Here is a 24651-nt window from a genome sequence, read left to right as displayed (position 1 = left end):
GTCGTCGTTCAACCGGGCGGCGCCTCCGCCTCGACGGACGCGACCGGGGCGGCGTCCGGGTGCAGGAGCCGCCAGATCCGGTCGCGGGAGAGCGGCAGCTCGGTCGGCCGCACGCCGATCGCGTCGCGGACGGCGTTGGCGAGTGCGGGGGCGACCGGGTTGTAGGGCGCCTCGCTCATCGACTTCGCGCCGAACGGCCCGAGCTCGTCGGCGGTGTCCGCGAAGAGCACCTCGGTCTCGGGCACGTCCGCCATCTGCGGGATGTGGTAGTTCCGGAGGATCGCCGTGGTCACGGTGCCCTCGCCGTCGAGGATCACCTCCTCGTACAGCGCCGAGCCGATCGCCTGCGCCACTCCGCCCTCGACCTGCCCGCGGCACTGCGCCGGGTTGATCACGAAGCCGGCGTCGGCCGCCTGCACCGACTGCAGGATCCGCACCTCGCCCGTCGGCTCGTGCACCGCGACCCGGAAGCCCTGGACGTTGAACGCGAGCGAGCGCTGAGCGCCGTCCTCGCTCCCGGTCGCGGTGACCGGTCCGCCGGCCGCGCGGACCAGATCGGCGAACGCGACCCGGGTGCCGTCCGGAGCGAGCAGGCCCTCGTCGTCGGGCTCGAAGGTCTCGTCGTGCCCGGTCAGCCGCTTCGCGAGCGCCTGCAGCTCGGCGAGGAGGCGCGTCGCGGCCGAGTGGACGGCCTTGCCCGCGACCACCGTGCCGGCGCTGCCGAACGCTCCGGTGTCGTAGCGGGCCGCGTCCGTGTCGGACTGGCGGATCCGCACCCGGTCGGCCGAGGCGCGGAAGGCGCTCGCGACCAGCTGCGTGTGCACGGTGGTCGTCCCGTTGCCGAACTCGGCCGTGCCGACGCCGATGGTCAGCACTCCCTCGGCGTCGACGGTGACGGTCGCCTCCGAGAAGTGGCCCCGCGGTGGGATGGTGGCGATCATCGCCAGTGCCGTGCCCTGCCCTGTCCGCCACCCCGGTCCGTCGGGGGCGGGGGAGCCGCCGCCGCCGGCCAGTGCCGCCTCGGTGAGGTCGAGGCACTGGTCGAGCCCGTAGGAGGCGAAGCCGATGTCGTCGCCCTCGACGTGCGTGACCACCAGCGGCTCGCCCGGGCGCACCGCGTTGATCCGCCGCAGCTCGAACGGGTCGATCCCGAGCTCGCGGGCGAGATCGTCCATCGCCGACTCGATGCCGAAGATCACCTGCCCGAGGCCGTAGCCGCGGAACGCCCCCGAGGGGAGGTTGTTCGTGTAGACGGCCTGCGCGTCGACGCGCTTGCTGGGCGCGCTGTAGACGGCGACCGACTCCGAGGTGCCGTGGAACATCACGCCGGGTCCGTGGTTGCCGTAGGCGCCGGTGTCCGAGAGCACGTCCACGGCGAGGGCGGTCAGCCGTCCGTCGCGCCGGGCGCCGAGCGTGACGCCGACCCGCATCGGGTGTCGGCAGGGGGCCATCGTGAACTCGTCGCTCCGGGTGAACTCGAACTGCACGGGCCGGCCGGTGGCGAGCACGGCGAGGGCGACGACGTCCTCCGTCAGGATCTCCTGCTTGCCGCCGAAGCCGCCGCCCACCCGTGCCGTGAAGACGCGGACGGTCGACGGATCGCGGTCGAACAGGCGCGCGATCTCGTCGCGCACGAGGAAGGGCACCTGCGTCGAGGTCCGCAGCACCAGCTCTCCGCCCTCGAGCCAGCCGATGGTGCCGTGGGTCTCGAGCGCCGTGTGCGCGACCCGGGAGGTCGAGTACCGGCCCTCGACGACCACGTCGGCCTCCGCGAGTCCGGCGGCCACGTCCCCGTACTCTCCGTGGAGCTCCGCGACGACGTTCGCCTCCGGCCGGGCGATGCGCGAGGCGATCGGATCCTTGTCGGCGTGCAGGAGCGGCGCGCCGGCCGAGCGCGCCTCCTCCGGGTCGAAGACGGCGGGCAGCACCTCGTAGTCGACCTCGACGGCGCGGCAGGCCGCCCCCGCCTCGGCCACCGACTCCGCGACCACCACGGCCACGCGCTGCCCGCGGAACCGGACGACCGTGTCGAGCATGCGGGTGTCGTCCGGGTCGTCGAGCCGGGACTCGTGGCGGGCGGTGGAGTAGAGGACGTCCGGGACGTCCTCGGCGGTGAGGACCGCGACGACGCCCCGCATCGCGCGGGCGGCGGTCGTGTCGATCGAGCGGATGCGCGCGTGGGCGTGCGGGCTCTGGACGACCTTCAGGTGCAGCAGGCCGGGCACGGCGACGTCGAGGGTGAACGGCTCGCGGCCCTGGACGATCCGTCGGCCGGCGGGCGCGCCGAGCGAGCGGCCGACCCGGGACTCCTCGGCCGACGGGCGACCGGTGCGGCGGACGGGGGTGAGACCCGACGGCGGGGCCGCGTGCCGTCCGCGGACCGGGGCCTCCGTGCGATCCGCTCCGGACGGCTCGGCCGCGTGCGCGCCGTGCCCGGACGCGCAGGCGCCCGTCACGGCCTCGCGGATGGGGCGGTAGCCCGTGCACCGGCAGAGGTTGCCCTTCATCAGCCGCGGCACGTCCTCGGCGCGGACTCCGTCGAGCGCCGTGGCCGTGACCACCATGCCGGCCGTGCAGAAGCCGCACTGGAACGCGCCGGCCTCGACGAACGCCTCCTGCACCGCGCTCGGCTCCTCGGGCGTGCCGAGGCCGGCCGCGGTCGTCACCTCGCGGCCCTCGACGCGGTGGGCGGGGTAGAGGCAGGAGTGGAACGGCGTCCCGTCGACGAGGACGGAGCAGGCGCCGCAGTCGCCGGCGTCGCACCCCTTCTTCACCTCGAAGTGCTCGTGGTCGCGGAGGAGGGTGCGCAGCACCTGGCCGGGGCGGGGGGAGGCGTCGACCGGCTCCCCGTTGACGGTGAACCTCATCGGGCGCCTCCGGCCAGCTCGGTGCGGATCTCCTCGGCGAGCACGCGGGCGACGGCGTGGCGCCAGTCGGCGGCTCCGTGCGGGTCGGTGAACCAGGTCGCGACGCCGTCGACGGCCGCGGCGAGCTCGGCCGAGGAGGGAACGGCGGCGAAGCGGAGCCGCTCCGGCCGGACGGTCGCCGCGGTGATCGTGAGCACGAACGCGCCGTCGGTGTCGAGGCGGCCGATGACGACGGCGCCGGAGCGTCCGAGAGGGGAGAGCGCCGTCTTGCGGAACGCGGTGCGCGCCCGGAGGGAGGAGAGCGGGATCTCGATCGAGCGGATGACGTCGTCCCGGGCCAGGGAAGTGGTCATGTTGCCGGTCACGAGCTCGGCGACCGGCACGGCGACGTCCGAGCCGTCGGCCCGCCAGACGAGGGCGGTGGCGTCGAGCGCGGCGGCGAGGCTGATCATCGGTCCTGCGGGCAGGGCGTTGGCGATGTTGCCGCCGACAGTGGCGACGTTCCAGATCTTGAAGGAGCCCAGCAGTGCCGTGCAGCACTGGAAGAAGAGCGGATGGGCGGTGTCGCCCGCGTCGGGCATCGCGGCGAGCTCGCTGAGCGTGCAGGTCGCCGCGATCGAGAGCCCGGCGTCCGTGCGCACGATCGGCTCCCACGCGAATCCCTGCAGGTCGAGGAGCTCGTCGAGGTGGTCGTGGGGGAGGGAGAACACCCAGGAGCCGCCTCCGATGACCGCTGAGCGCGGCCCGCGGCCCGCCAGCTCGGAGCGCTCGCGCACCACCCGGACGCGCTGGATCGTGTTCAGGTCCATGCCGCGCCTCCGTTTCGCGCCCGTCGGGCGTCTCCCCCCAGTGAACCCCACCCGTGTGACGCCCGTGTTTCCCCACCCCGTCCTCCCGCGGCTCCGCTCCCCGTCCCTCCGGCGGATCCGCCATCCGCTGCGTCCCACCCCGGGCCCCGACCTTGCGGATCAGTGGGCGACCTCCCGATGTCGACCCGCCACCCCCTCGCTCTCCCCCCGAGCCGAACGATCGATCCGCGGGTGAGCGGATCGATCTAGGCGGTCGTCCCCCGCTCTGCGAATCGCAGCCGCCCTGGAAAGCCGACTGCGCCGAGCCCGGCAGGGACGGGCTCGGGGACGAGCACCGTGACTGCGCCGAGCCCGGCGGGGACGGGCTCGGTGTGAAACACCCCCGAGCCGAACGATCGATCCGCGTGCCAGCGGATCGATCTAGGCGATCGCTCCCCGCTCTGCGAAACGTGGCCACCCTCTCCGGCCGACCGCGCCGAGCCCGGCGGGGACGGGCTCGAAGGAAGATCAGCCGAGGCTCGCGACCCACTCCGAGCTGCCGTCGACGAAGGACTGCTCCTTCCAGATCGGCACCGACGCCTTGATGTCGTCGACCAGTGCCGCGCAGGCTTCGAAGGCCGCCGCGCGGTGGGCCGAGGCCACGGCGCAGGCGAGGGCGAGGTCGCCGACCACGAGGTCGCCGACCCGGTGCACGGCGGCGATCCGGACGTCGGGCCAGCGCTCGGCGATGCGGCGGGCGGAGGCGAGGAGTGCGGCGGGGGCGTCCGGGTGCGCCTCGTAGGACAGCCGGAGCACGCCGCGGCCCTCGTCGTGGTCGCGGACGACGCCCGCGAAGGTCACGACGGCGCCGTGCGTCGGGGAGTCGACCGCCTGCTCGCACTCGTCGACGGTGATGGCCTCGGCCGCGAGCCGGGCGAGGGCGACCGGCTCAGCGGGCATGGTCGCCGCCTCCGAGCTGATCGAGGAGGTGCCCGATCACCGGGTCGAGCACGTCGATCCCGTCGCGGACGCCGCCGGGGGAGCCGGGGAGGTTCACCACGACGGTGCGGCCGCTGACGCCGGCGAGCCCGCGGCTGAGCACGGCGGTCGGGACGTGGGCGGCGCCCTTGGCGCGCACCGCCTCGGCGAGGCCGGGCAGGGGCCGCTCCAGGAGTGGGGCGGTCTGCTCCGGGGTGACGTCGCTCGGGGCGACGCCCGTCCCGCCGGTGGTCACGACCACGTCGACTCCGCTGCCGATCGCGTCGGCGATCGCCTCGCCCACCGCGTCGCCGTCGGCCACGACGACCACCCGGGACTCCCAGCCGCGGGTGGTGAACCAGGCCTCCAGCGCCGGTCCCGTCCGGTCCTCGTACACGCCGGAGGCGGCACGGGTGGAGGCGACGACCGCCACCGCCCGCCGCGTCACGGGGTTCCTCCGCTCGTCCACGAGCCGCTCCTCCCGCCCGCCTTCGCGAGCACACGGATGCCGGTGATCGCGGCACCGCGATCGACCGCCTTGATCATGTCGTAGACCGTGAGGGCGGCCACGCTGACCGCGGTCAGCGCCTCCATCTCGACGCCGGTGCGCCCGGTCGTGCGCACGCGCGCCTCGATCCGGACGCGGCCGTCCTGCGGCTCGAGGTCCACGTCGACGCCGTCCAGCGCCAGCGGGTGGCAGAGCGGGATGAGGGTAGAGGTCGCCTTCGCGCCGAGGATCCCGGCGATCCGCGCCACGCCGAGCGCTTCGCCCTTGGGCAGCTCGCCCTGCTCGAGGAGCCGCACCACCTCGGGTGAGGTCTCGACGTAGCCCTCGGCGACGGCGGTGCGCGCCGTGACCTCCTTCGCGCTCACATCGACCATGTGCACGGCTCCGTCGCCGCGCACATGGGTGAGCCGATCGCTCTCAGTCATCGATCCTCCAGATCTCGACCGTGTCGCCGGTCGCTGCGTGGTCCGTCCCGACGGGGACGTGGATGAGCACGGTGGAGCGGGCGTAGGACGCCAGCAGATGCGAGCCGGGCCCGCCCACCGGGTGCACGAGGCCCTCGTCGTCGAGGACTCCGCGGCGGATCTGGTGCAGGTGCGCGGGCGAATCGAGCGCCGTGCCGAGGCGCGCACGGAGCCGCGGCCGCTCGGCGGGCGTCCGTCCCGCGAGCGAGCGCAGCATGGGCCGGAGGAACACCTCGAACGAGACCAGGGCGCTCACCGGGTTCCCGGGAAGCGAGACGACCGGCAGGTGCAGCCCCTCGGCCACGCGCACGAGACCGAGGCCCTGCGGGCCGCCCGGCTGCATCTCGACGTGGCCGAACTCCGAGCCCGCCGGGGCGAGCGCGTCGCGGACGACCTCGTAGGCGCCCGCGCTGACACCGCCGACCGTGATCACCAGGTCGGCCGCGCCCGCGTGCTCCTCGAGCAGCGCCAGGAGGTCCTCGGCCCGGTCGCTCGTGCAGGCGGCGACGACGGGCAGCGCGCCCGCCTCGCGGACGGCCTCGGCCAGCAGGGCGCCGTTCGCGTCGTGGATCTGCGCCTCCTCGAGGACGGCGCCTGCGGGACGGATCTCGTTGCCGGTGGGGACGACGAGCACCCGGAGTCGCGGCAGCACCTCCGCCTCGGTCAGCCCGAGGGAGGCGAGGAGTCCGTAGTGGGCCGCGCGGAGGACCGTGCCGGCCGGGAGGGCGAGCTCGCCGCGGCGGGCGTCGCTGCCCCGGGCTCGGACGAAGGTCGCCGGCACCACCGGGTGCGCGAAGGCGACGCTGCCCGCCGCGGGGAAGCGCGGAGGATCGACGCGCTCGACCGGGACGACGGCGTCGGCCCCCTCCGGCAGCGGCGAGCCGGTCATGATCGGTGTCGCCGTGCCGGGCTCGTGCCGCGGCGCCCGGTCACCCGCGGGGATCGGCGCCGAGACGGGCAGGGCGACGGGATGCTCCGGCGCCGCCGCGTCGAGGTCGGCCGCCCGCACCGCGAAGCCGTCCATCTGCGAGTTGTCGAAGCGCGGCAGGTCGAGCGGGGAGTCGACGGAGCGGGCGAGGACCCGCCGGTCGTACGCGCCCGGATCGGCGGCGACGGCGGCCGGCTCCAAGCTCAGCGTCTCGCGGGCGCCCCGCGGGGCCAGCGGCGCGAGCAGCGCCCGCACCCGGGCGGCGTGCAGGTCGATCGAGGTCATCGTGTCCTCTCGCGAGCGGCGGAGCCCGACCGGCGGCGGGACCGAGTCCATCTTGCCGGGTCGCGCCCGGTTCCGCGGCGTAGTGTGAGCGGATGAGCACAGCACTGGGGATCCCGGGCTTCCGGCCCCGACAGCGCAGCGCGGTCCTCCCGGCCGACCGCCCCGCCACCCCGCTCCTCCTGGACACCTACGGGCGCGTCGCGGACGATCTGCGGATCTCGCTGACGGACAAGTGCAATCTGCGCTGCACCTACTGCATGCCGGCGGAGGGCCTGCCGTTCCAGCCGCCCGCGTCCCTGCTGAGCCGTGAGGAGATCCTCCGCCTCGCGCGCATCGCCGTGGAGCAGTTCGGCGTCCGCCAGATCCGCTTCACCGGCGGCGAGCCGCTCCTGCGCAAGGACCTCGTCGACATCATCCGCGACGTCGCCTCCCTCGACCCGCGCCCCGAGATCTCGCTCACCACGAACGCGATTGGCCTGTCGGGTCGGGCGGCGGCGCTCGCCGACGCCGGCCTGAACCGCGTCAACGTCTCGCTCGACTCGATCTGCGCCGAGACCTTCGCGAAGGTCACCCGTCGCCCGTTCCTCGACCGCGTGCTCGCGGGCATCGACGCGCTCGGTCCCGCCGGCCTGGACCAGACCAAGATCAACGCGGTGCTCCTGCCCGGGATCAACGACCACGAGGCCCCGGAGCTGCTCGCCTGGGCCCTCGCGGGAGGCCACCAGCTCCGCTTCATCGAGCAGATGGCGCTCGACGCCGACCACGGCTGGGACCGCGCGACCATGATCACCGCCGCGGACATCCGGGCGCTGCTCTCGGAGCGCTTCTCGCTCAGCCCGCACGCGGCCCCCCGCGACGGCGCCCCCGCCGAGCTCTTCGACGTCCGCGAGGCCGGGGGGTCCGAGGTGCTCGGCCAGGTGGGGATCATCGCGTCCGTCACCGAGAACTTCTGCGACGACTGCCGCCGCACCCGGCTCACCGCCGAGGGAGGTGTCCGCAGCTGCCTCTTCTCGAACGAGGAGACGGACCTGCTCGGCCCGATGCGCGCGGGCGCGGACGACCACGAGGTCGCCCAGCTCTGGCGCGGGGCGATGTGGGCCAAGCCCGCGGGACACGAGATGAACCGGGCGGGCTTCGTGCAGCCCGAGCGCACGATGAGCGCGATCGGCGGATGAGCATGCGGGTCCGCTACTTCGCGGCGGCCAAGGCCGCCCTCGGCCGTGGTTCCGACGAGCTCGACGAGGTGCCCGACCTGGGCGCTCTCGAGGAGAGACTCGTCGCCTCCGCGCCCTCGGCCGCCGACGTGCTCGCACGGTGCACTTACCTGGTCGACGGCGTGTCGACCGCGGACAGGGCCACGCCGCTGCGTCCCGATGCCGCGGTCGACGTCCTGCCGCCGTTCGCCGGCGGCTGACCCCGAAGAGCCCTCCGTGACGAGCCGTCCTCGACCGGACCGGTGCGTCCGCTCCGCGCGGTTCGCGGCAGGTGCGTCCGCGCTTCTGGAGGACGCTGCATCCCGAGGACGGACTGGTCCTGTCCCGCCGCACAGGGACCCGTGGGACGCCTCCCTCGGACCCGCGTGCGGCGGGGCAGGATCGGATCAGCGGCCGATCCCGTGCGTCACGGGCACAGGACGTTGGTCATCGTGTCGAGCACGTTGCGGTTCTGCACGTCGAGGAATCCGAACGCCGAGGAGACTCCGGTGGCGACCAGCACGCCGCTGACGAAGGCCCTGCCGTCCCGGGTCACGTAGGCGTCCGGCGCGAAGATGGTGGCGTCGGAGGGCACGCCGGAGGCGACGCGGATCTGCGGCTGCGTCCTGTCCGCGAACGCGCCGTACCGGACGAGAGCGCCGTTCTGGATCACGTCCACGACGTCACGGTTCTGTCGATCGCGGTAGGCGTCGGCACTGGTCACCCCGGTGGCGACCAGGATGCTGCTGTTGAAGAGGCGCCCGTCCGGCGTCAGGTGGTACGAGGGCGCCAAGGCCGTCGATCCTGCCGGAACGTTCCTGGCGTAGACCTGGTTCTTCGTGGAGGAGATGTAGCGGACGAGCTCCGAGCCGACGATCACGTCGATGACGTCGTTGTTGCTCTGGTCGCGGAAGGAGTCCGCGCTCGTCACTCCGGTGGTCACGAGGGCTCCGCCGGCGCGCCGCAGCTCGCCGTTCGGTGTGACGTAGAAGGCGGGCGCATGGACCGTCGATCCGGCCGGCACGCCGCTCCCGATGGCCTTCGGCGCGGCCTCTCCGGTCACGAAGCGGTAGAAGACGCCGTCGACGACGAAGTCGGCGACGTCGCGGTTCTGCTCGTCGCGGAAGCCCTGGACGCTGGTGACGCCGCGCGCGATCCGCCCCCCGCCGTGATAGAGCTCGCCCGACTCCGTCAGGTAGTACCGGGGTCCGACGGTCTTGGCTCCCGAGGGCACGTTGCCGTTCGACTCCGTCGTCGTCCGTCCGCCGTCGGTGACGTACCGGACGGCGGTCCCCGTGGTCGCGGTGGTGCTCGCGGTCGCCGTCGCGCCCGCGGCGCCGGAGACGGCGGAGAGGGTGATGCCGTTCTGCGCCACGTTCCCGGCCGTGACCGGGATGCTCACGCGTCCGTCCGCGCCGGTCGTCGCCCTGACGGTCTGCGCGCCGCCGCTGGTCAGGCCGGCGGGGAGAGTGATGGTGACCGTGTCGCCCGCAGCGGGAGCGCCGTTGGTCGTGGCGAGGACGGAGACCGTTCTCGTGGTGCAGGCGGGGAAGGAGTACGCCGGGGCGTCGAAGGCGAGGGTGAGGCCGGTGGACGCGGCGGCCGCGGGGGTCGCGACCGCCGCGGCGACGACGGGGACGGACCAGGCCGCACCCGACATGATCGTCCGCCGGGCGGGCCCCCCGCGGGTCGAGTCGATCCGCGGTGGGAGGGAGCGCGAGTGCGCTGCCGTCGGGTCCAGGGCGTTGGTGTCCGTCATGGTGTTCCTTTTCTTTCTTTCGTGCGAGGGGTGGTGGACGCGCCGATCCTGCCGAACGTCCGGCCTCCGGTCGACGCGGAACGGGCCGCGACGAGGTTCCATGCCCGACCGTGGACGTTCCGTCGCGCCGCCGGACCGGGGGAGCCACTCAGGGCGCCTCCTCGCCGGGAGCCCGTCCGGCGCGGGGGACGCGGCGGCGCACGTCAGCCCGCGTCGTCGATCCGGCGGAGGGTCCGCTGCATGTGGATCCGCGAGCTGAAGCCGGCCGACCGCGCCACGCGGTCCAGGTCCGTCGCCGCCCGCGGGCCGAGCTCGTCGAGGAGGCGCTGCGCCTCGAAGGCCCGCGCGCGCTCGATCCGCTGACGAGGGGTGGTGCCGGCGGCCGAGAACGCCCGGTGCAGGTGGCTGACCGACACGCCGAGACTCTCCGCGAGCGTCTCCACCGTGAAGGAGCGGTCGCGGTAGTGCCGCTCGATCAGGCGCGTGCCGTTCGCGTACACGGCGGCGGGGGACCGGTCCTCCCGGTCGGAGGAGGGCAGCAGCGCCGAGAAGGCCGAGGCCAGGAGGTGCTCGCTCGCGATCTCGAAGTGCTCGAAGGCCGCGTCCGAGGGCTCGACGCCGAAAGTGAGGACAGTGTTCGCCGCACCGGTGAGTGCGCGCCAGTAGGCCTCGGGGAGGGCGAGGACCCGGTCCGTGAGCGAGGCGAACTCGCTCGCGCGGAGCACCGAGGGGCGCAGCTGCCACTCGAAGCGCGCCCACGGACTGAGCGCCGCCGCGTACTGCACCGTCGAGGCGCGGGTCACGAGAGCGCTGCCGGCCGGGAGCCGGTGGTCGCGGCCCCGGGCGGAGAGGCGGCCGGTCCCGTCGAGGCTGAAGAGCACGCGGAGCCTTCCGGGATGGGGGAGGACCTCGAACTCCCCGGTCTGCAGCCAGGCGCGGCTGAGGCTGAGGCGCGGCGAGACGATCGCGTCGCAGACGGCACCTCGCGGCAGGGGGCGCCGCGGAATCCAGCCGAGCCGACGCAGCCGCCTCTCGGCGGGACTCCAGACCTCGGGCATCACGCCTCCGCGCCGGGGTCGAGCGGGTCGGGAGGATCGAGCAGCGCCGCCTGCCGCGCGGAGTGCGGTGAAGGCGTCGGCATGGGTGCTCTCCTCGGAACGGTGGCCGCGAGCACGCCACCGCCGATCAGCTTCGGACACTGCTCCGCCCTGATCCGCGGAGAAGGACGGATCCTCTCCGCTGCGAGCACCGAACATCCCGGGTCGCCGATCGGCAGGGCGCTGGGTGCGCCTCACCCCACCCGTTCCGCGGCGCACGCGGCCGCGGCACGGGTCACCGCTCCCGCCACGACGCCATCCCGCCGTCGAGCGAGTCGGACGCCACGCCCGCCGCCGCCGCGCGCTCCGCCGCGAGACGCGATCGGACCCCGGAGGCGCAGTGCAGCACGAGCGGACCGGCCGGCAGAGCGACGGGGTCGAAGCGCGACATCGGCATCCGCACGGCACCGGGCACCGCGACGGACCGGTCCTCGTCGTCCTCGCGGAGGTCGACGACGGTCGGGGGCGTCGGCCAGGCCAGCCGCTCCCGCAGCTCGGCCGCCGTGATCGAGCCCGCCGCGGCCCGCCGCTCCGGGACCGGCGGCACCCGCCGCTCGAGAGGGAGCTCGGCCCAGGAGGAGTCGAGGGCGTCGTGCACGAGGACGCGACCGAACAGCGGCTCGCCCGCCCCGGTCACGAGCTTCACGACCTCGGCCGCCATGGCCGAGCCGATCAGCGCGCAGAGCGCGCCCAGCACGCCCACCGTCGAGCAGCTGTCGCCCGCGTCCTCGGCCTCGGGGTGCAGCGCGCGCAGGGTCACCCCTCCGCCCGGAGCGCCGGCCCAGAAGGTCGAGAGCTGCCCGTCGAAGCCGAGCGCCGACCCCCACACGTGCGGGATCCCGGCGCGCGTCGTCGCGTCCGAGGCGAGGTAGCGCGCGCCGAAGGTGTCGAAGCCGTCGACCACGACGTCCCAGCCCGCCACCAGGGCGTCGACGTTGGCCGAGGTCAGCGACACCGGGAAGGCCCGGGCGTCGATGCCGGGGGAGAGCCGCCGCGCGGTCGCCGCCGCCGACTCCGCCTTCGACCGGCCCACCGAGGAGTCGTCGTGCGCCGTCTGCCGCGCCAGGTTCGAGAGCTCGACGACGTCGCCGTCCACGATGCCGAGCCGCCCGATCCCGGCCGCGGCGAGCGCCGTGATCACCGGCGAGCCGATGCCGCCCGCGCCGAGGATCAGCACGCGCGCGTTCCGGAGGCGCCGCTGTCCGAGCTCCCCGAGGGGCGCCAGGCGGATCTGCCGGGCGAACCGCTCGCGCTCGGCGGCGGTCAGCGGCGGTCCGGGCTCGACGAGCGGGGTCATGAGAGCTCCTTCCTCCACTGGCCCTCGTGGGCGACGGGGGTGAAGCCGACGGCCTCGTTCACGGCGAGCATCGGTCGGTTCTCCTCGGCGTTCCAGGTGTAGACGGCCCGGCAGTCCGGGGCGGTCCCCACCGCATCGCCGATCGCGGTCAGGGCGAGGAAGTCGCTCCAGCCGTCGGCGCCCACGGCCTCGGGGATCGCGAGCTCGCGGATCCGGAGCGCCGGGTCGGAGGTGCGGTTCACCACCCCAGTGTGCACGTCCCGGCGCCCGCGGCGGCCTCCTGCGCCTGTTCCGGTGCGGGATCGCGGCGGTCCGTCGGCCGGTCGGGGCTCCGCCTCCCGGCCCGGCCGCGGCCGTCGGCTACCGTGGAGGCGTTGTGGACGGGAGCGAGGCGGCCGGGTGTACCTGAAGAGCCTGACCCTCAAGGGCTTCAAGTCCTTCGCTCAGCCGACCACGTTCGCCTTCGAGCCGGGGGTCACCTGCGTCGTCGGCCCCAACGGCTCGGGCAAGAGCAACGTCGTCGACGCGCTCGCCTGGGTGATGGGGGAGCAGGGGGCGAAGACGCTCCGCGGCGGCAAGATGGAGGACGTCATCTTCGCGGGCACCTCCACCCGCGGACCCCTCGGCCGCGCCGAGGTCGCGCTCACCATCGACAACTCGGACGGCGCCCTGCCGATCGAGTACACCGAGGTGACGATCACCCGGACCCTCTTCCGCAACGGCGGCAGCGAGTACGCGATCAACGGACGCGGCTGCCGGCTGCTCGACGTGCAGGAGCTGCTGAGCGACTCCGGTCTCGGGCGCGAGATGCACGTCATCGTGGGGCAGGGACAGCTCGACGCCGTGCTGCACGCGACCCCCGAGGAGCGGCGCGGGTTCATCGAGGAGGCCGCCGGGATCCTCAAGCACCGACGCCGCAAGGAGAAGACGCTCCGCAAGCTCGAGGCGATGCAGGCGAACCTGACCCGCCTCTCCGACCTCGCGGGCGAGATCCGGCGCCAGCTCAAGCCCCTCGGGCGCCAGGCCGAGGTCGCACGGCAGGCTCAGACGATCGCCGCCGTGGTGCGCGACGCCCGGGCGCGCCTGCTCGCCGACGACGTGGTCGAGCTCCGGACCGCTCTGGACGGCTTCGCCCGCACCGAGAGCGAGCGGCACAGCGAGCGGGTGGTCCTGCAGCAGCGGCTCGAGCAGGCGACGCTCCGGCGAGCGCGGATCGAGGCGGAGGTGGTCGGCGACGCGGTCGACGACGCCCGGCGCACCTCGTTCGAGCTGGAGTCGGTGCAGGAGCGGCTGCGCAACCTCTCGGCCCTCGCCGGGCAGCGGCTCGCGATGCTCGAGCTCGAGTCCGAGCAGCCGCAGATCCAGCCGCGCGTGACGCCGGCGCAGGTGGAGGAGGCGCGGGTCGAGTTGGAGCGCCTGCGGCAGGCCGTCCTCGACGCGGAGACGGCGTGGGTCCAGGCGCAGCGCACGACCGTCGCCGCCCGCTCCGCCCTCGACGCGGTCGACGAGGAGATCGCCGCGCAGGCGGCCCTCGTCTCGCGCTACGACCTCGAGCTCTCCACCCTCTCGGGGCAGGCCGACACCGCCGCCTCCCGTCTCGCGTCCATCCGGGGCGAGGTCCTGCGCGCGCAGAACACCCTCGACGCGGCCGACCGGCGGAAGGAGGCGGCGCGGCGGGCGCTCGACGCTCTGGAGGCCGAGCTGGACGACGCGGGCCGTGGCCCCGACGGCGGCCTCGACGAGGGCTACGAGCTCGCCCAGTCCGCGGTCTCGGCCGCCGAGGCCGGAATCGAGCGGCTGCGCGAGGAGCTGCACGCCCTGGAGCGCGAGCGCGAGGCGCTGGCCGCCCGCACGGGTGCCCTGTCGCTGGCCCTCGACGTCTCGGACGGCTCGGCCGAGCTGATCGCCGCCCGGATCGAGGGGGTGCGCGGCCGGGTCGCCGAGCGGATCCAGGTGCGGCCGGGCTCCGAGGCCGCGATCGCCGCCGCCCTCGGCGCGGTCGCCGACGCCGTGCTGGTCGAGTCGACCACCCGGGCCGACGCGGCTCTGGACGCCGCGCTGGAGCGCGACCTCGGACGCGTCGAGCTGCTGGTCGCCGACGCCGCCCGGCCGTACGTCGCTCTCACCGTTCCCGAGGGGGCGGAACGCGCGGGCGACCTCGTCTCGGCGCCGGCCGGGGTCCTCTCGCTCCTCGAGCGCGTGCTCGTGGTCGAGGACCTCGCCGCGGCGCGGCGCCTGAGGGAGCGCATCGATCCGGGCACCGTCCTGGTCACCCGCGACGGCGCGACCGTCTCCGACGCCGTGCAGAGCGCCGGCTCCGGCGGGCAGCGCAGCCGGATCGAGCTCGTCTCCGAGCGCGACTCCGCCGCCGCCCGGCTGGAGGAGGTCGAGGGCGGGATCGACCGGCTCCGCTTCGAACTCGCCGAGCAGACCGGAGCGCTCCGCGGCGCGAAGGAGCAGGCCGCGAGCGCGCTCTCGGCCCTCCGCGAGCACGACGCCGCCCGTGCCGCCCACACCGAGCGGCTCGGCGGCGTGCGCGCCCAGCTCGAGGCGGCCACCGCCGAGCACGGCCGGGGCTCGAGGGCGCTGGCCGTCGCCTCGGACCGGGTCGGCGACGCCGAGCGCGCGGCCCAGGAGGCGAGGTCGGCGCTCGACGCCGCGCGCGCCAGGCCCCGGCCGGTGCTCGACGCGAGCGCGCGCGACGGTCTGCAGCGCGACGTCGACACCGCACGCGAGCGCGAGATCGAGGCGCGGCTCGGCGTCGAGACCGCCAAGGAGCGGGTGCGGGCGGAGCAGTCCCGCGGGGAGGCGCTGGCCCGCCAGCTGGCCGCCGACCGCGCCGCCGCCGACGAGGCCGCGCGCCGCGCCGTGATCCGCCGTCGCCAGCGCGACGCGGCGGCCGAGGTGACCGCCGCGCTCCCCGCCGTCCTCGCCTCCGTCGACCGCTCCGTCCAGCAGGCCCGGGCCGAGCTCGTCGCGGCCGAGGCGGCGCGCTCGCAGCAGAACGCCGAGCTGCAGGGGCTCCGCCGCGAGGAGGGGAGCGTGCGCGACCGGCTCCAGTCCGTCACCGAGAGCGTCCACGGCCTCGAGCTGCAGATCTACGAGAAGAGGCTGCAGCTCACCGGTCTGCTCGAGCGCGCCGCGTCCGAGCTCGGGCTCACCGAGGATGTGCTGGTGGAGGAGTACGGTCCCGGAGTCGGCGTCCCCGACGAGACGGACGTGGAGCAGGAGCCGCGGCCCTACCTCCGCGAGGAGCAGCGCCGCCGCCTCGAGAAGGCCGAGAAGCAGCTCGGGCAGCTGGGCCGCGTCAATCCGCTCGCGCTGGAGGAGTTCGCCGCGCTGGAGCAGCGGCACGCGTTCCTGACCGAGCAGCTGGCCGACCTCACCGGGACCCGGCGCGACCTGCTCACCATCATCGAGGAGCTCGACGAGACGATGCAGACCGTGTTCGCCTCCGCGTTCGACGACACGCAGGCGGCGTTCGCGGACGTGTTCCCCGTCCTCTTCCCCGGCGGCACCGGCAGCATCCGCCTGACCGACCCGGAGAACCTGCTCACCACCGGCATCGAGGTCGCGGTGCGGCCGGCCGGCAAGAAGATCGAGCGGCTGTCGCTCCTCTCCGGAGGGGAGCGCTCGCTCGCGGCCGTGGCGTTCATGGTCGCCATCTTCAAGTCGCGGCCGAGCCCCTTCTACATCATGGACGAGGTGGAGGCCGCCCTCGATGACGCGAATCTCGGCCGACTGCTCAGCATCTTCGAGGACCTGCGCACCTCGAGCCAGCTGATCGTCATCACCCACCAGAAGCGGACCATGGAGATCGCGGACGCCCTCTACGGCGTCTCGATGCGGCAGGACGGCGTCTCGGCCGTCGTCGGCCAGCGCGTCGCCGCGCCCCCGGCCTGAACCCGCCTCCCCGACCGCTCGGAGGCGCGCCCGCCGGTAGCCTGGACCCATGGCAGAACGCACCTCCTGGTCGCTCGGCCGCGCACTGCGCGGCCTGTTCGAGAAGCGCACGATCGACGACCAGACCTGGGACGACCTCGAGACGGCGCTGATCACCGCCGACTTCGGCCCCGACATCACCGAGGAGATCGTCGACGACCTCCGCGCCAAGGTCGCCCGCTACTCCACCACCGACCCGCGCGACCTGCAGCGGATGCTCCGCGAGTCCCTCGAGGAGCGTCTGTCGAAGTACGACACGACCCTCAAGCTCAGCGAGCGCCCCGCCGTGATCCTCGTGGTCGGCGTGAACGGCGTCGGCAAGACCACGACCATCGGCAAGTTCGCCAAGTTCCTCCGCAACTACGGCCGGAGCGTCGTGGTCGGCGCGGCCGACACTTTCCGCGCCGCGGCGGTCGACCAGCTCGCCACCTGGGCGCAGCGCGCCGACGCCCAGATCGTCCGCCCGCAGCAGGAGCGCCAGGATCCGGCGTCCGTCGCCTTCCAGACCGTGCAGTTCGCGAAGGACACCGGCGTCGAGATGGTCATCATCGACACGGCCGGCCGCCTGCACACCAAGGGCGGGCTGATGGACGAGCTCACGAAGATCAAGCGCGTCATCGAGAAGCAGGCCCCGATCTCCGAGATCCTGCTCGTGCTCGACGCGACGACCGGTCAGAACGGGCTGAGCCAGGCCGAGGCGTTCATCGAGCACGCGGGCGTCACCGGCCTGGTCATCACCAAGCTCGACGGCTCCGCGAAGGGCGGCTTCGTCCTCGCGGTCCAGGAGCGCACCGGCATCCCGATCAAGCTCGTCGGCCAGGGCGAGGGCATCGGCGACCTCACCGGCTTCACCCCCCACGTCTTCGCCCAGCAGCTCGTCAGCTGAGCGGCCCCGCCCGGGACGACGCGCCGGCGCCGTCCCGGTGGCGGGCTACACGGCCTGCGAGAAGCCCAGCGCCGCGTCTGCGAGGTGGCGCAGGTGCTCCGGGACCGGCAGCCCCTTCGACTCCATCGAGCGCGCCCAGAGCCGGCCGGCCCGGTAGGAGGAGCGGACCAGGGGCCCCGCGAGGACGCCGAGGAAGCCGATGTCCTCGGCCTCCTCCTTGATCGCCACGAACTCCTCCGGGTGCACCCAGCGGTCCACCGGCAGATGCCGCGGCGTCGGGCGGAGGTACTGCGTGATGGTCACGATGTCGGTGCCGGCGTCGTGGAGGTCCTGCAGCGCCTGCGAGATCTCCTCCCGCTCCTCGCCCATGCCGAGGATGAGGTTCGACTTCGTGATCAGCCCCGCCTCCCGGCCCTGAGTGAGCACGTCGAGCGAGCGCTCGTAGCGGAAGGCCGGCCGGATGCGCTTGAAGATCCGCGGCACCGTCTCGACGTTGTGGGCGAACACCTCCGGCTCCGCGTCGAACACCCTCTGCAGGTGCTCGGCGCGGCCGGTGAAGTCCGGGACCAGGATCTCGACCCCCGTGCCCGGAGCCTGGGCGTGGATCTGGCGGATGGTCTCGGCGTAGAGCCAGGAGCCCTCGTCCGGCAGGTCGTCGCGGGCGACTCCGGTGACGGTCGCGTAGCGGAGGTTCATCCGCGCCACGGACTCGCCGACGCGCCGGGGCTCGTCGGCGTCGTAGTCCGCGGGCTTCCCGGTGTCGATCTGGCAGAAGTCGCAGCGGCGGGTGCACTGGGCGCCCCCGATGAGGAAGGTCGCCTCTCGGTCCTCCCAGCACTCGAAGATGTTGGGGCAGCCCGCCTCCTGGCAGACGGTGTGCAGCTCCTCGCTCTTCACCAGCGACTGCAGCTGCCGGTACTCCGGGCCCATCGAGGCCTTCGTGCGGATCCACTCGGGCTTGCGCTCGATCGGCGTCTCGGCGTTGCGGATCTCCAGCCGCAGGAGCTTGCGGCCGCCGGCCTCGGCGCTCACGCGGCGACCTCCTCGATGCGGGCGGAGAAGGCGGGGGCCGCCTCCGAGAAGCGCGCCGCCACCCGCGCCCGCACCGCCTCCATGGGCGGAGCCTCGCCGCGCTCGCGCTCGAGCGTGGTCACCCCGGCGTCGGCGATGCCGCAGGCGACGATGCGGGCGTAGGGCTCGAGGCTGTTCGAGACGTTGAGGGCGAAGCCGTGCATCGTCACGCCCGAGGCGACGCGGATGCCGATCGCGGCGATCTTGTCGGCGCCGCCGTCCCTCGGGATCCACACTCCCGAGCGCCCGTCGACGCGCCGCCCCTGCACGCCCAGGTCGTCGAGAGCGGCGATCAGCACGCCCTCCAGCGAGCGGACGTAGGCGACCACGTCGACGGGCTCGCCGAGCCGCACGATCGGGTAGCCGACGAGCTGGCCCGGGCCGTGCCAGGTGATCCGCCCTCCGCGGTCGACGTCGACCACGGGCGAGCCGTCGTCCGGGCGCTCGTGCGCCTCGGTGCGCTTGCCGGCGGTGTAGACGGAGGAGTGCTCGCAGAGCACGAGGGTGTCCGGCCTCGAGCCCGCCACCACCTCGGCGTGCAGGCGGCGCTGCAGCTCCCAGCCGTCGGAGTAGTCCAGGGGGTCCGCGGAGTCGCCCGCCACCAGTGTCTCGATCACCGGGCCACCCTAGCCCTGTTCTTGGACCCGGACCAGTTAATCCGCTCCGTGGTGATCGCGCCTATCGTGAGCGGATCGGCGGCCCCGCCCGCCGACCCTCCGGGCCTCCGGTAGAATTCCGGGCATCATGGCTACTTTCGGCACCCTCTCCGATCGACTCGTCGAGACCTTCAAGAACCTCCGCACGAAGGGCAAGCTCTCCGCGTCGGACGTCGACGGCACCGTCCGCGAGATCCGGCGGGCCCTCCTCGACGCCGACGTGGCGCTGGAGGTCGTGAAGGAGTTCACCGGCAAGGTGCGCGAGCGCGCCCTCGGCGACGAGGTCAACAAGGCGCTCAATCCGGCCCAGCAGGTCGTCCAGATCGTCAACGAGGAGCTCGTCGCGATCCTCGGCGGACAGTCGCGCCGGCTCGAGTTCGCCAAGCGCCCGCCGACCGTCATCATGCTCGCCGGCCTCCAGGGCGCGGGCAAGACGACCCTCGCGGGCAAGCTCGGCAAGTACCTCGGCAAGGACGGCCACACCCCGCTGCTCGTCGCGGCCGACCTCCAGCGCCCCAACGCCGTTCAGCAGCTGCAGGTCGTCGGCGAGCAGGCCGGAGTCGCGGTCTACGCGCCGGAGCCGGGCAACGGCGTCGGCAACCCGGTCAAGGTCGCCCAGAACGCGATCCGCTTCGCGACCGACAAGCAGTACGACACGGTCATCATCGACACGGCCGGACGCCTCGGCGTCGACGCCGACATGATGAAGCAGGCCGCCGACATCCGCCGCGTCACGAACCCCGACGAGGTCCTGTTCGTCATCGACGCGATGATCGGCCAGGACGCGGTCGCGACCGCCAAGGCCTTCCAGGAGGGCGTCGACTTCACCGGCGTCGTCCTCTCCAAGCTCGACGGCGACGCCCGCGGAGGCGCGGCGCTCTCGGTCGCCTCGCTCACCGGCCGCCCGATCCTCTTCGCCTCCACGGGCGAGTCGCTCGACGACTTCGAGCAGTTCCACCCCGACCGCATGGCGAGCCGCATCCTCGACCTCGGCGACGTGCTGACGCTCATCGAGCAGGCCCAGTCCGCGTTCGACGAGGACGAGGCGCGGAAGATCGCCGAGAAGATCATGGGGGACACGTTCACCCTCGACGACTTCCTCGGCCAGATGCAGCAGCTGCGCAACATGGGCTCGATCAAGAAGATGATCGGCATGCTGCCCGGCGCGAAGGGCATGCGAGAGCAGCTCGACCAGTTCGACGAGCGCGAGATCGTGCGCACCGAGGCGATCATCCAGTCGATGACGAAGGCGGAGCGGGTCAACCCGAAGCTGCTCAACGGCTCGCGGCGCCTGCGCATCGCCCGCGGCTCCGGCATGACGGTCACGGACGTCAACCAGCTCGTCCAGCGCTTCGAGCAGGCCGCCAAGATGATGAAGACGGTCGCCAAGGGCGGCATGCCCTCGGTCCCCGGGATGGGCCCGGTGCCCGGCGCCGGCTACCAGGGCCGCCCGAAGCCGCAGAAGAAGAAGAGCAGCAAGTCCGGCAACCCCGCGAAGCGCGCGGCCGAGAACGCGGCGATCACCTCCGGGCCCCGCCCGGGCGATGCGGGCGGCTCCGGCTTCGGCCTGGGCGGCGGCGCCGGCAAGGGCGCCCAGCCCACGCCGGAGGAGCTCGAGCAGCTGCAGAAGCTCCTCGGGCGATGAGGCGGGTCGCGGCCGGACGCGCGGGCGGGATCCTCGTCCTCGCGGCCGTGCTCGGGCTCACCGGCTGCGCCGAGGGCTCCGGGGTCGACGCGATGACGGCGCCCTCCCCGGAGGACCTGGTCGGCCGCTGGGTGACGGGCGTCTCCTACGACGCGCCCGACGTTCCTTTCCTCCTGATCGCGGAGGACGGGACCTGGACGGGCTCCGACGGCTGCAACGGCGCGCAGGGCGAGTGGTCGATCGACCAGGAGGGCGCCCTCACTGTCTCGGCCGGGCCGAGCACGCTGATCGCCTGCGACGGCGTCGCGCTGCCGATGATCTTCTCGGAGGCGGCGATGGCCTCGATCGACGGCGGACGGCTCCGCCTGTTCGACGAGGAGGGGGCCACCGTCGTCAAGCTCGCCCGCTCCACGAGCGACGAGGCGCCCTCGGCGTCGCCGGACCCGGCAGGGGAGTAGCGCGCCGTCCCTCCGGGGGCCGCAGCGGGGATCCCCGGGAGGCGCACCGCTCGCTAGCGTGAGGGCATGACAACCGCACACGCGCGCCCCGTCCGCATCGGCGTCCAGATCGCACCGCAGCACGTCCCCTACGAGGTCATCCGCGACACGCTCGCCGAGCTCGAGGACCTCGGCGTCGACATCGCCTTCAACTGGGACCACTTCTTCCCGCTCTCGGGAGAGCCGAACGGCCTGCACTTCGAGGGCTGGAGCATGCTCGCGGCCTGGGCCGAGCAGACCAGCCGCATCGAGTTCGGCCCGCTGGTCACCTGCAACAGCTACCGGAACCCCGACCTCCTCGCCGACATGGCGCGCACGGTCGACCACATCAGCGCCAAGGGCGCCGAGGGCCGTCTGATCTTCGGTATCGGCTCGGGCTGGTTCGAGCGCGACTACGAGGAGTACGGCTACGAGTTCGGCACTCCCGGCTCCCGCCTCGACGAGCTCTCCGAGGCGATGCCGCGCATCCGCAGCCGGTGGTCGATGCTCAACCCGGCGCCCACCCGCGACATTCCGGTGATGATCGGCGGCGGCGGCGAGAAGAAGACGCTGCGGATCGTCGCCGAGCACGCCGACATCTGGCACAGCTTCTCGGACGTCCCGACGCTCGAGCGCAAGCTCGGTGTGCTCTCGGAGTGGTGCGGCCGCGTCGACCGCGACCCGGCCGCGATCGAGATCTCGACCGGCGCGAGCGTGCGCGGCGGTGTCGGCGACGCCTCCTTCGACGTGCTCGACCAGCAGTACGACCTGGGCGCCCGCCTGTTCACGCTCGGCATCACCGGTCCGGAAATCGACCTCGCGCCCGTGCGCGACCTGCTCGGCTGGCGCGACGGCCGGAACAGCACCGCGCGCTGACCCGGCGGGGCGCCGTCACGACGGCGCCCCGCGTCGGAGTCAGGCCGCCGGCGCGTCCGTCGCCTTCTGTCCCGTCGGCACCGCCCGGGCGAGGCCGGACTTCTCGGCCGCCACCTCGAACGCGTCAGCCAGGGCGCGCTGGCCCTCGACGGTGGGATGCACGCCGTCCTCGCCGAGCAGCCCGTCCTCGCGGAGGGGGTCCGGGTACTCGAGCGCACCGCCGCCGGCGGCCGTCACGGCCTCGACCAGCGCCGCGTCGTACTCGTCGAGATCGGAGGGGCGCGGGTCGGGGCCCCAGACCGAGTCGAGCGCGATGAGCCGGGCCGAGGGCGAGGCGGACACGATCGCATCCACCGCCGGCCCGATCGCGGCGTCCACGTCCTCCGGATCCCAGCCCAGGTCGTTGCTGCTGGCGATCAGCACGATCGCATCGGGCCGGGTGTCGGCGATCTCCTCCGCGCGGTCGCCGATCGCGACGCCGCAGTCACCCGGCTCGATGAACCCGCCGCCGTCGCAGCCCAGGTTCGTGACCTCCCAGCCGAGGTCGTCGCCGACGAGAGCGGGCCAGGCCTGCTCCGGGTCGACCGTCAGACCGCGCACGATGCTGTCGCCGACGATCGTCACCCTGGAGCCGACGGGAAGAGAGCCGCCGATCGAGAGCGGCAGCGGATCGGCGGTGACGGTCGGGAGGGGAGTGGCGGTGCCGGCGGGGGACGCGGTCGCCGGGCCGGTCGTCGTCGAGGACGAGCAGCCGGCGAGACCGAGGGCCAGTGCGCCGATCGCGGCTGCGGCGAGGAGGACGGGACGCGTCATGAGCGGGGATCCCGGAGCCCGTCTCGCAGCTCGCCCGCGAGCGCCCGGACCACCGCCTTCAGGTCGCCGTCGTTCGCCGCGGCCGTCCGCAGCTGGCGCTGATAGCTCGCTCCCGCGACCAGGATCAGCTCGACGTCGCCGAGCTCCTTCACGCAGTCGAGACGCTCGGCGACCGGCGCGAGGGTGACGAGCAGGTCGCGGATGTCGTCGGTGACTAGCCGCTCCGCTCCGGCGGCGTCGAGGATGATCTCGGCGTCGAGTCCGTAGCGGGCCGCGCGCCACTTGTTCTCGCGCACGTACCAGGGCTGCATCGTCGGAAGGTCCTCGCCCGCGTCCAGCCGCGACGAGAGGTGCTCGACGAGGCACTGGATCAGCGCGGCGACCGCTCCGATCTCCTCCGCGGAGGAGAGGCCGTCGCACGCGCGCATCTCGAGGGTGCCCCACTGCGGCGAGGGGCGGATGTCCCAGCGGACCTCCGTGTGGTCGTCGATGACGCCGGTGCGCATCATGTCGTCGACGTACTCCTCGTAGTTCACCCAGGCACCGAACTGCGGAGGCAGGCCCGCCGTCGGCAGCTGCTGGAACATCAGCGCGCGGTTCGAGGCGTAGCCCGTGTCGACTCCGCCCCAGAACGGGCTCGACGCCGAGAGCGCCTGCAGGTGCGGGTAGTAGTCGAGCAGGGAGTTGAGGATCGGCAGCACCTTGTCGCGGTGCTCGACGCCGACGTGCACGTGGATGCCCCAGATCATCATGTTCCGGCCCCACCACTGGGTCCGGTCGATGAGGCGGTGGTACCGCTCCTTGTCCGTGATGGCCTGGTCGAACCACTGCGCGAACGGGTGCGTGCCCGAGCACACGAGGTCGAGTCCCATGGGGTCGGTGATCTCGCGCACCTGCCGCAGCTGATCCTGCAGGTCGGCGACCGCGTCGCGGACGGAGGTGTGCACGCCGGAGACCAGCTCGACCGTGTTGCGCAGGAGCTCGCCGGTGATGTGCGGGTGCGGGGCGCCGTCGTCGCTGCGGAGCGCCTCCAGCACCACATCGGCGACGTTGGCGAGATCGCCCGTCTGCCGGTCGACGATCGCGACCTCCCACTCGATCCCGAGCGTGGAGCGGTCTGATGCGGCGAAGCTGATCTCCATGGCGTGGTCCTCATCGGATCCGGGCGTCCGCCGATCGGGACGCGCCTCGCCATCCTGCCACCTGCGGCCGGGGCGGACGCCGAGCCCCGGCGGAGGCCTTCCGGGTCCCGCGCGGCCCGCTCCCGCGAGGGTGCCGCTGGTCGGCGGCGTGCCGGGCCCGCACCGGGGCGGTTTTTCTGGCAGAATGATCCGTCGGGTCCGAGGCGGTCGACCCTCTACTCACCGCCGACGAAACCCCCTCGAGCTTCCGCCGGGTGTGCCCCCACGCTCACGGCTCAGTTCATCCATCATCGACCGGACACCGGTCAACGACCACACAGGAGAATTGTGGCTGTCAAGATTCGTCTGAAGCGCCTCGGCAAGATCCGGGCGCCCTACTACCGCATCGTCGTCGCCGACTCGCGCACCAAGCGCGACGGCCGCGTGATCGAGGAGATCGGCAAGTACCACCCGACCGAGCAGCCCTCGTTCATCCAGGTCGACTCGGAGCGCGCGCAGTACTGGCTCGGAGTCGGCGCGCAGCCGACCGAGCAGGTCGCCGCGATCCTCAAGCTGACCGGCGACTGGGGCCGCTTCAAGGGCGACGCCGACGCCGTCAGCACCGTCCAGGTGAAGGAGCCCAAGGCTCCGTTCGTCGTCGACGCGAAGAAGAAGCCCGTCCTCAAGCCGAAGTCCGAGGCTCCGGCCAAGGCCGCCCCGGTCGAGGACACCGCCGACGAGACCTCCACCGAGGCGTAGTCAGTGCTCGCTCCCGCCGTCGAACACCTCGTCAAGGGGATCGTCGAGAACCCCGATGAGGTCAGTGTCGTGGCCACGAGCTCCCCGCGCGGAGAGGTCCTCGAGGTGCGCGTGCACCCCGAGGACCTCGGCCGCGTGATCGGACGCTCCGGTCGCACCGCCAAGGCCGTCCGCACTCTCGTCGCCGCGCTCGCCGACGGGCGCCGCGTGCGCGTCGACGTCGTCGACACCGACAAGTAGAG

Annotated in this window: 23 protein-coding genes; 9 read left to right on the top strand and 14 right to left on the bottom strand. The window is 73.6% G+C overall.

From position 1 onward, the window contains the following. Positions 1-8: 8 nt before the first annotated feature. The 6 genes from C5C95_RS06715 to glp all read right to left on the bottom strand — a co-directional run bounded on the left by C5C95_RS06715 (position 9) and on the right by glp (position 6818). Positions 9-2867, bottom strand: coding sequence for a molybdopterin cofactor-binding domain-containing protein (locus C5C95_RS06715; protein WP_104324093.1), 2859 nt, complete (start codon positions 2865-2867; stop codon positions 9-11). After that, positions 2864-3676 (bottom strand): FAD binding domain-containing protein, encoded by an 813-nt coding sequence (locus C5C95_RS06710; protein ID WP_104324092.1) that lies wholly within the window; start codon positions 3674-3676, stop codon positions 2864-2866. Before C5C95_RS06710 ends, C5C95_RS06715 begins: the two co-directional genes overlap by 4 nt. Before the next feature lie 507 nt (positions 3677-4183). Then, entirely contained in the window at positions 4184-4615 is a 432-nt protein-coding gene (locus C5C95_RS06705; RefSeq protein ID WP_104226891.1) for a molybdenum cofactor biosynthesis protein MoaE, read from the bottom strand. After that, positions 4605-5102 (bottom strand): molybdenum cofactor biosynthesis protein B, encoded by a 498-nt coding sequence (locus C5C95_RS06700; protein ID WP_244229433.1) that lies wholly within the window; start codon positions 5100-5102, stop codon positions 4605-4607. The genes C5C95_RS06705 and C5C95_RS06700 overlap by 11 nt, the downstream gene beginning before the upstream one ends. Then, positions 5078-5566, bottom strand: coding sequence for a cyclic pyranopterin monophosphate synthase MoaC (moaC, locus tag C5C95_RS06695; protein WP_104232482.1), 489 nt, complete (start codon positions 5564-5566; stop codon positions 5078-5080). The genes C5C95_RS06700 and moaC overlap by 25 nt, the downstream gene beginning before the upstream one ends. Next, complete coding sequence (gene glp / locus C5C95_RS06690) at positions 5559-6818, bottom strand: gephyrin-like molybdotransferase Glp (RefSeq protein ID WP_104324106.1); 1260 nt, start codon at positions 6816-6818, stop codon at positions 5559-5561. The genes moaC and glp overlap by 8 nt, the downstream gene beginning before the upstream one ends. 92 nt (positions 6819-6910) lie before the next feature. On the opposite strand from glp, the gene moaA reads away from it, so the two are divergent. Together moaA and C5C95_RS06680 are read left to right on the top strand one after the other, a co-directional pair. Then, positions 6911-7993 (top strand): GTP 3',8-cyclase MoaA, encoded by a 1083-nt coding sequence (gene moaA / locus C5C95_RS06685; RefSeq protein ID WP_104226889.1) that lies wholly within the window; start codon positions 6911-6913, stop codon positions 7991-7993. Then, positions 7990-8232: a MoaD/ThiS family protein gene (locus tag C5C95_RS06680; protein WP_104223924.1), complete on the top strand. Its 243-nt coding sequence runs from the start codon at positions 7990-7992 to the stop codon at positions 8230-8232. The genes moaA and C5C95_RS06680 overlap by 4 nt, the downstream gene beginning before the upstream one ends. Before the next feature lie 206 nt (positions 8233-8438). Here the strand turns inward: C5C95_RS06680 and C5C95_RS06675 are convergent, their stop codons facing one another. From C5C95_RS06675 to C5C95_RS17950, 4 genes are all read right to left on the bottom strand, one after another. Then, a complete protein-coding gene (locus C5C95_RS06675) occupies positions 8439-9770 on the bottom strand; it encodes a hypothetical protein (RefSeq protein ID WP_104324091.1) in 1332 nt (443 codons plus the stop codon). Positions 9771-9973: 203 nt separating this feature from the next. Next, positions 9974-10828 (bottom strand): AraC family transcriptional regulator, encoded by an 855-nt coding sequence (locus C5C95_RS06670; protein WP_104226887.1) that lies wholly within the window; start codon positions 10826-10828, stop codon positions 9974-9976. A 274-nt stretch (positions 10829-11102) separates the two neighbouring features. After that, positions 11103-12164, bottom strand: a complete 1062-nt coding sequence (locus C5C95_RS06665) for a ThiF family adenylyltransferase (protein WP_104309820.1) — start codon at positions 12162-12164, stop codon at positions 11103-11105. Next, positions 12161-12406: a hypothetical protein gene (locus tag C5C95_RS17950; RefSeq protein WP_181028756.1), complete on the bottom strand. Its 246-nt coding sequence runs from the start codon at positions 12404-12406 to the stop codon at positions 12161-12163. Before C5C95_RS17950 ends, C5C95_RS06665 begins: the two co-directional genes overlap by 4 nt. Positions 12407-12563: 157 nt before the next feature. Here C5C95_RS17950 and smc point away from each other — a divergent pair, with 157 nt between their 5' ends. Further along, the gene (smc, locus tag C5C95_RS06655; protein ID WP_104324090.1) at positions 12564-16067 is read left to right on the top strand and encodes a chromosome segregation protein SMC; all 3504 of its coding nucleotides are present in this window, start codon (positions 12564-12566) and stop codon (positions 16065-16067) included. A gap of 49 nt (positions 16068-16116) precedes the next feature. Beyond that, entirely contained in the window at positions 16117-16992 is an 876-nt protein-coding gene (gene ftsY, locus C5C95_RS06650; RefSeq protein ID WP_104223920.1) for a signal recognition particle-docking protein FtsY, read from the top strand. A 45-nt stretch (positions 16993-17037) separates the two neighbouring features. Here ftsY and lipA read toward each other — a convergent pair whose 3' ends face one another. Together lipA and lipB are read right to left on the bottom strand one after the other, a co-directional pair. Further along, positions 17038-18024 carry a lipoyl synthase gene (gene lipA, locus C5C95_RS06645; protein WP_104292199.1) on the bottom strand — a complete coding sequence of 329 codons (987 nt, stop codon included), beginning with the start codon at positions 18022-18024 and terminating at the stop codon, positions 17038-17040. Next, a complete protein-coding gene (lipB, locus tag C5C95_RS06640) occupies positions 18021-18680 on the bottom strand; it encodes a lipoyl(octanoyl) transferase LipB (RefSeq protein ID WP_104226883.1) in 660 nt (219 codons plus the stop codon). Before lipB ends, lipA begins: the two co-directional genes overlap by 4 nt. A gap of 127 nt (positions 18681-18807) precedes the next feature. On the opposite strand from lipB, the gene ffh reads away from it, so the two are divergent. The 3 genes from ffh (at position 18808) to C5C95_RS06625 (ending at position 21716) form a co-directional block, all read left to right on the top strand. Then, entirely contained in the window at positions 18808-20364 is a 1557-nt protein-coding gene (gene ffh / locus C5C95_RS06635) for a signal recognition particle protein (RefSeq protein WP_104226882.1), read from the top strand. Next, positions 20361-20822 carry an META domain-containing protein gene (locus C5C95_RS06630; protein WP_104226881.1) on the top strand — a complete coding sequence of 154 codons (462 nt, stop codon included), beginning with the start codon at positions 20361-20363 and terminating at the stop codon, positions 20820-20822. The genes ffh and C5C95_RS06630 overlap by 4 nt, the downstream gene beginning before the upstream one ends. Positions 20823-20888: 66 nt before the next feature. Then, positions 20889-21716 carry an LLM class F420-dependent oxidoreductase gene (locus C5C95_RS06625; RefSeq protein WP_104324089.1) on the top strand — a complete coding sequence of 276 codons (828 nt, stop codon included), beginning with the start codon at positions 20889-20891 and terminating at the stop codon, positions 21714-21716. A gap of 39 nt (positions 21717-21755) precedes the next feature. Here the strand turns inward: C5C95_RS06625 and C5C95_RS06620 are convergent, their stop codons facing one another. Then, positions 21756-22529: an SGNH/GDSL hydrolase family protein gene (locus tag C5C95_RS06620; RefSeq protein ID WP_104324088.1), complete on the bottom strand. Its 774-nt coding sequence runs from the start codon at positions 22527-22529 to the stop codon at positions 21756-21758. Next, on the bottom strand, positions 22526-23671 hold the full coding sequence (locus C5C95_RS06615) for a glutamate--cysteine ligase (RefSeq protein WP_104324087.1): 1146 nt from the start codon (positions 23669-23671) through the stop codon (positions 22526-22528). Before C5C95_RS06615 ends, C5C95_RS06620 begins: the two co-directional genes overlap by 4 nt. 327 nt (positions 23672-23998) lie before the next feature. Here C5C95_RS06615 and rpsP point away from each other — a divergent pair, with 327 nt between their 5' ends. Then, positions 23999-24409 (top strand): 30S ribosomal protein S16, encoded by a 411-nt coding sequence (gene rpsP, locus C5C95_RS06610; RefSeq protein WP_104223912.1) that lies wholly within the window; start codon positions 23999-24001, stop codon positions 24407-24409. A gap of 3 nt (positions 24410-24412) precedes the next feature. Then, entirely contained in the window at positions 24413-24649 is a 237-nt protein-coding gene (locus C5C95_RS06605) for an RNA-binding protein (RefSeq protein ID WP_068210678.1), read from the top strand. The last annotated feature ends 2 nt before the right edge of the window (positions 24650-24651 follow it).

This window comes from Rathayibacter sp. AY1B7 (assembly GCF_002932735.1).
Taxonomy (GTDB): domain Bacteria; phylum Actinomycetota; class Actinomycetes; order Actinomycetales; family Microbacteriaceae; genus Rathayibacter.
Note: the sequence above shows the minus strand (reverse complement) of the source record. Positions and strands in the feature narration are given on the sequence as shown.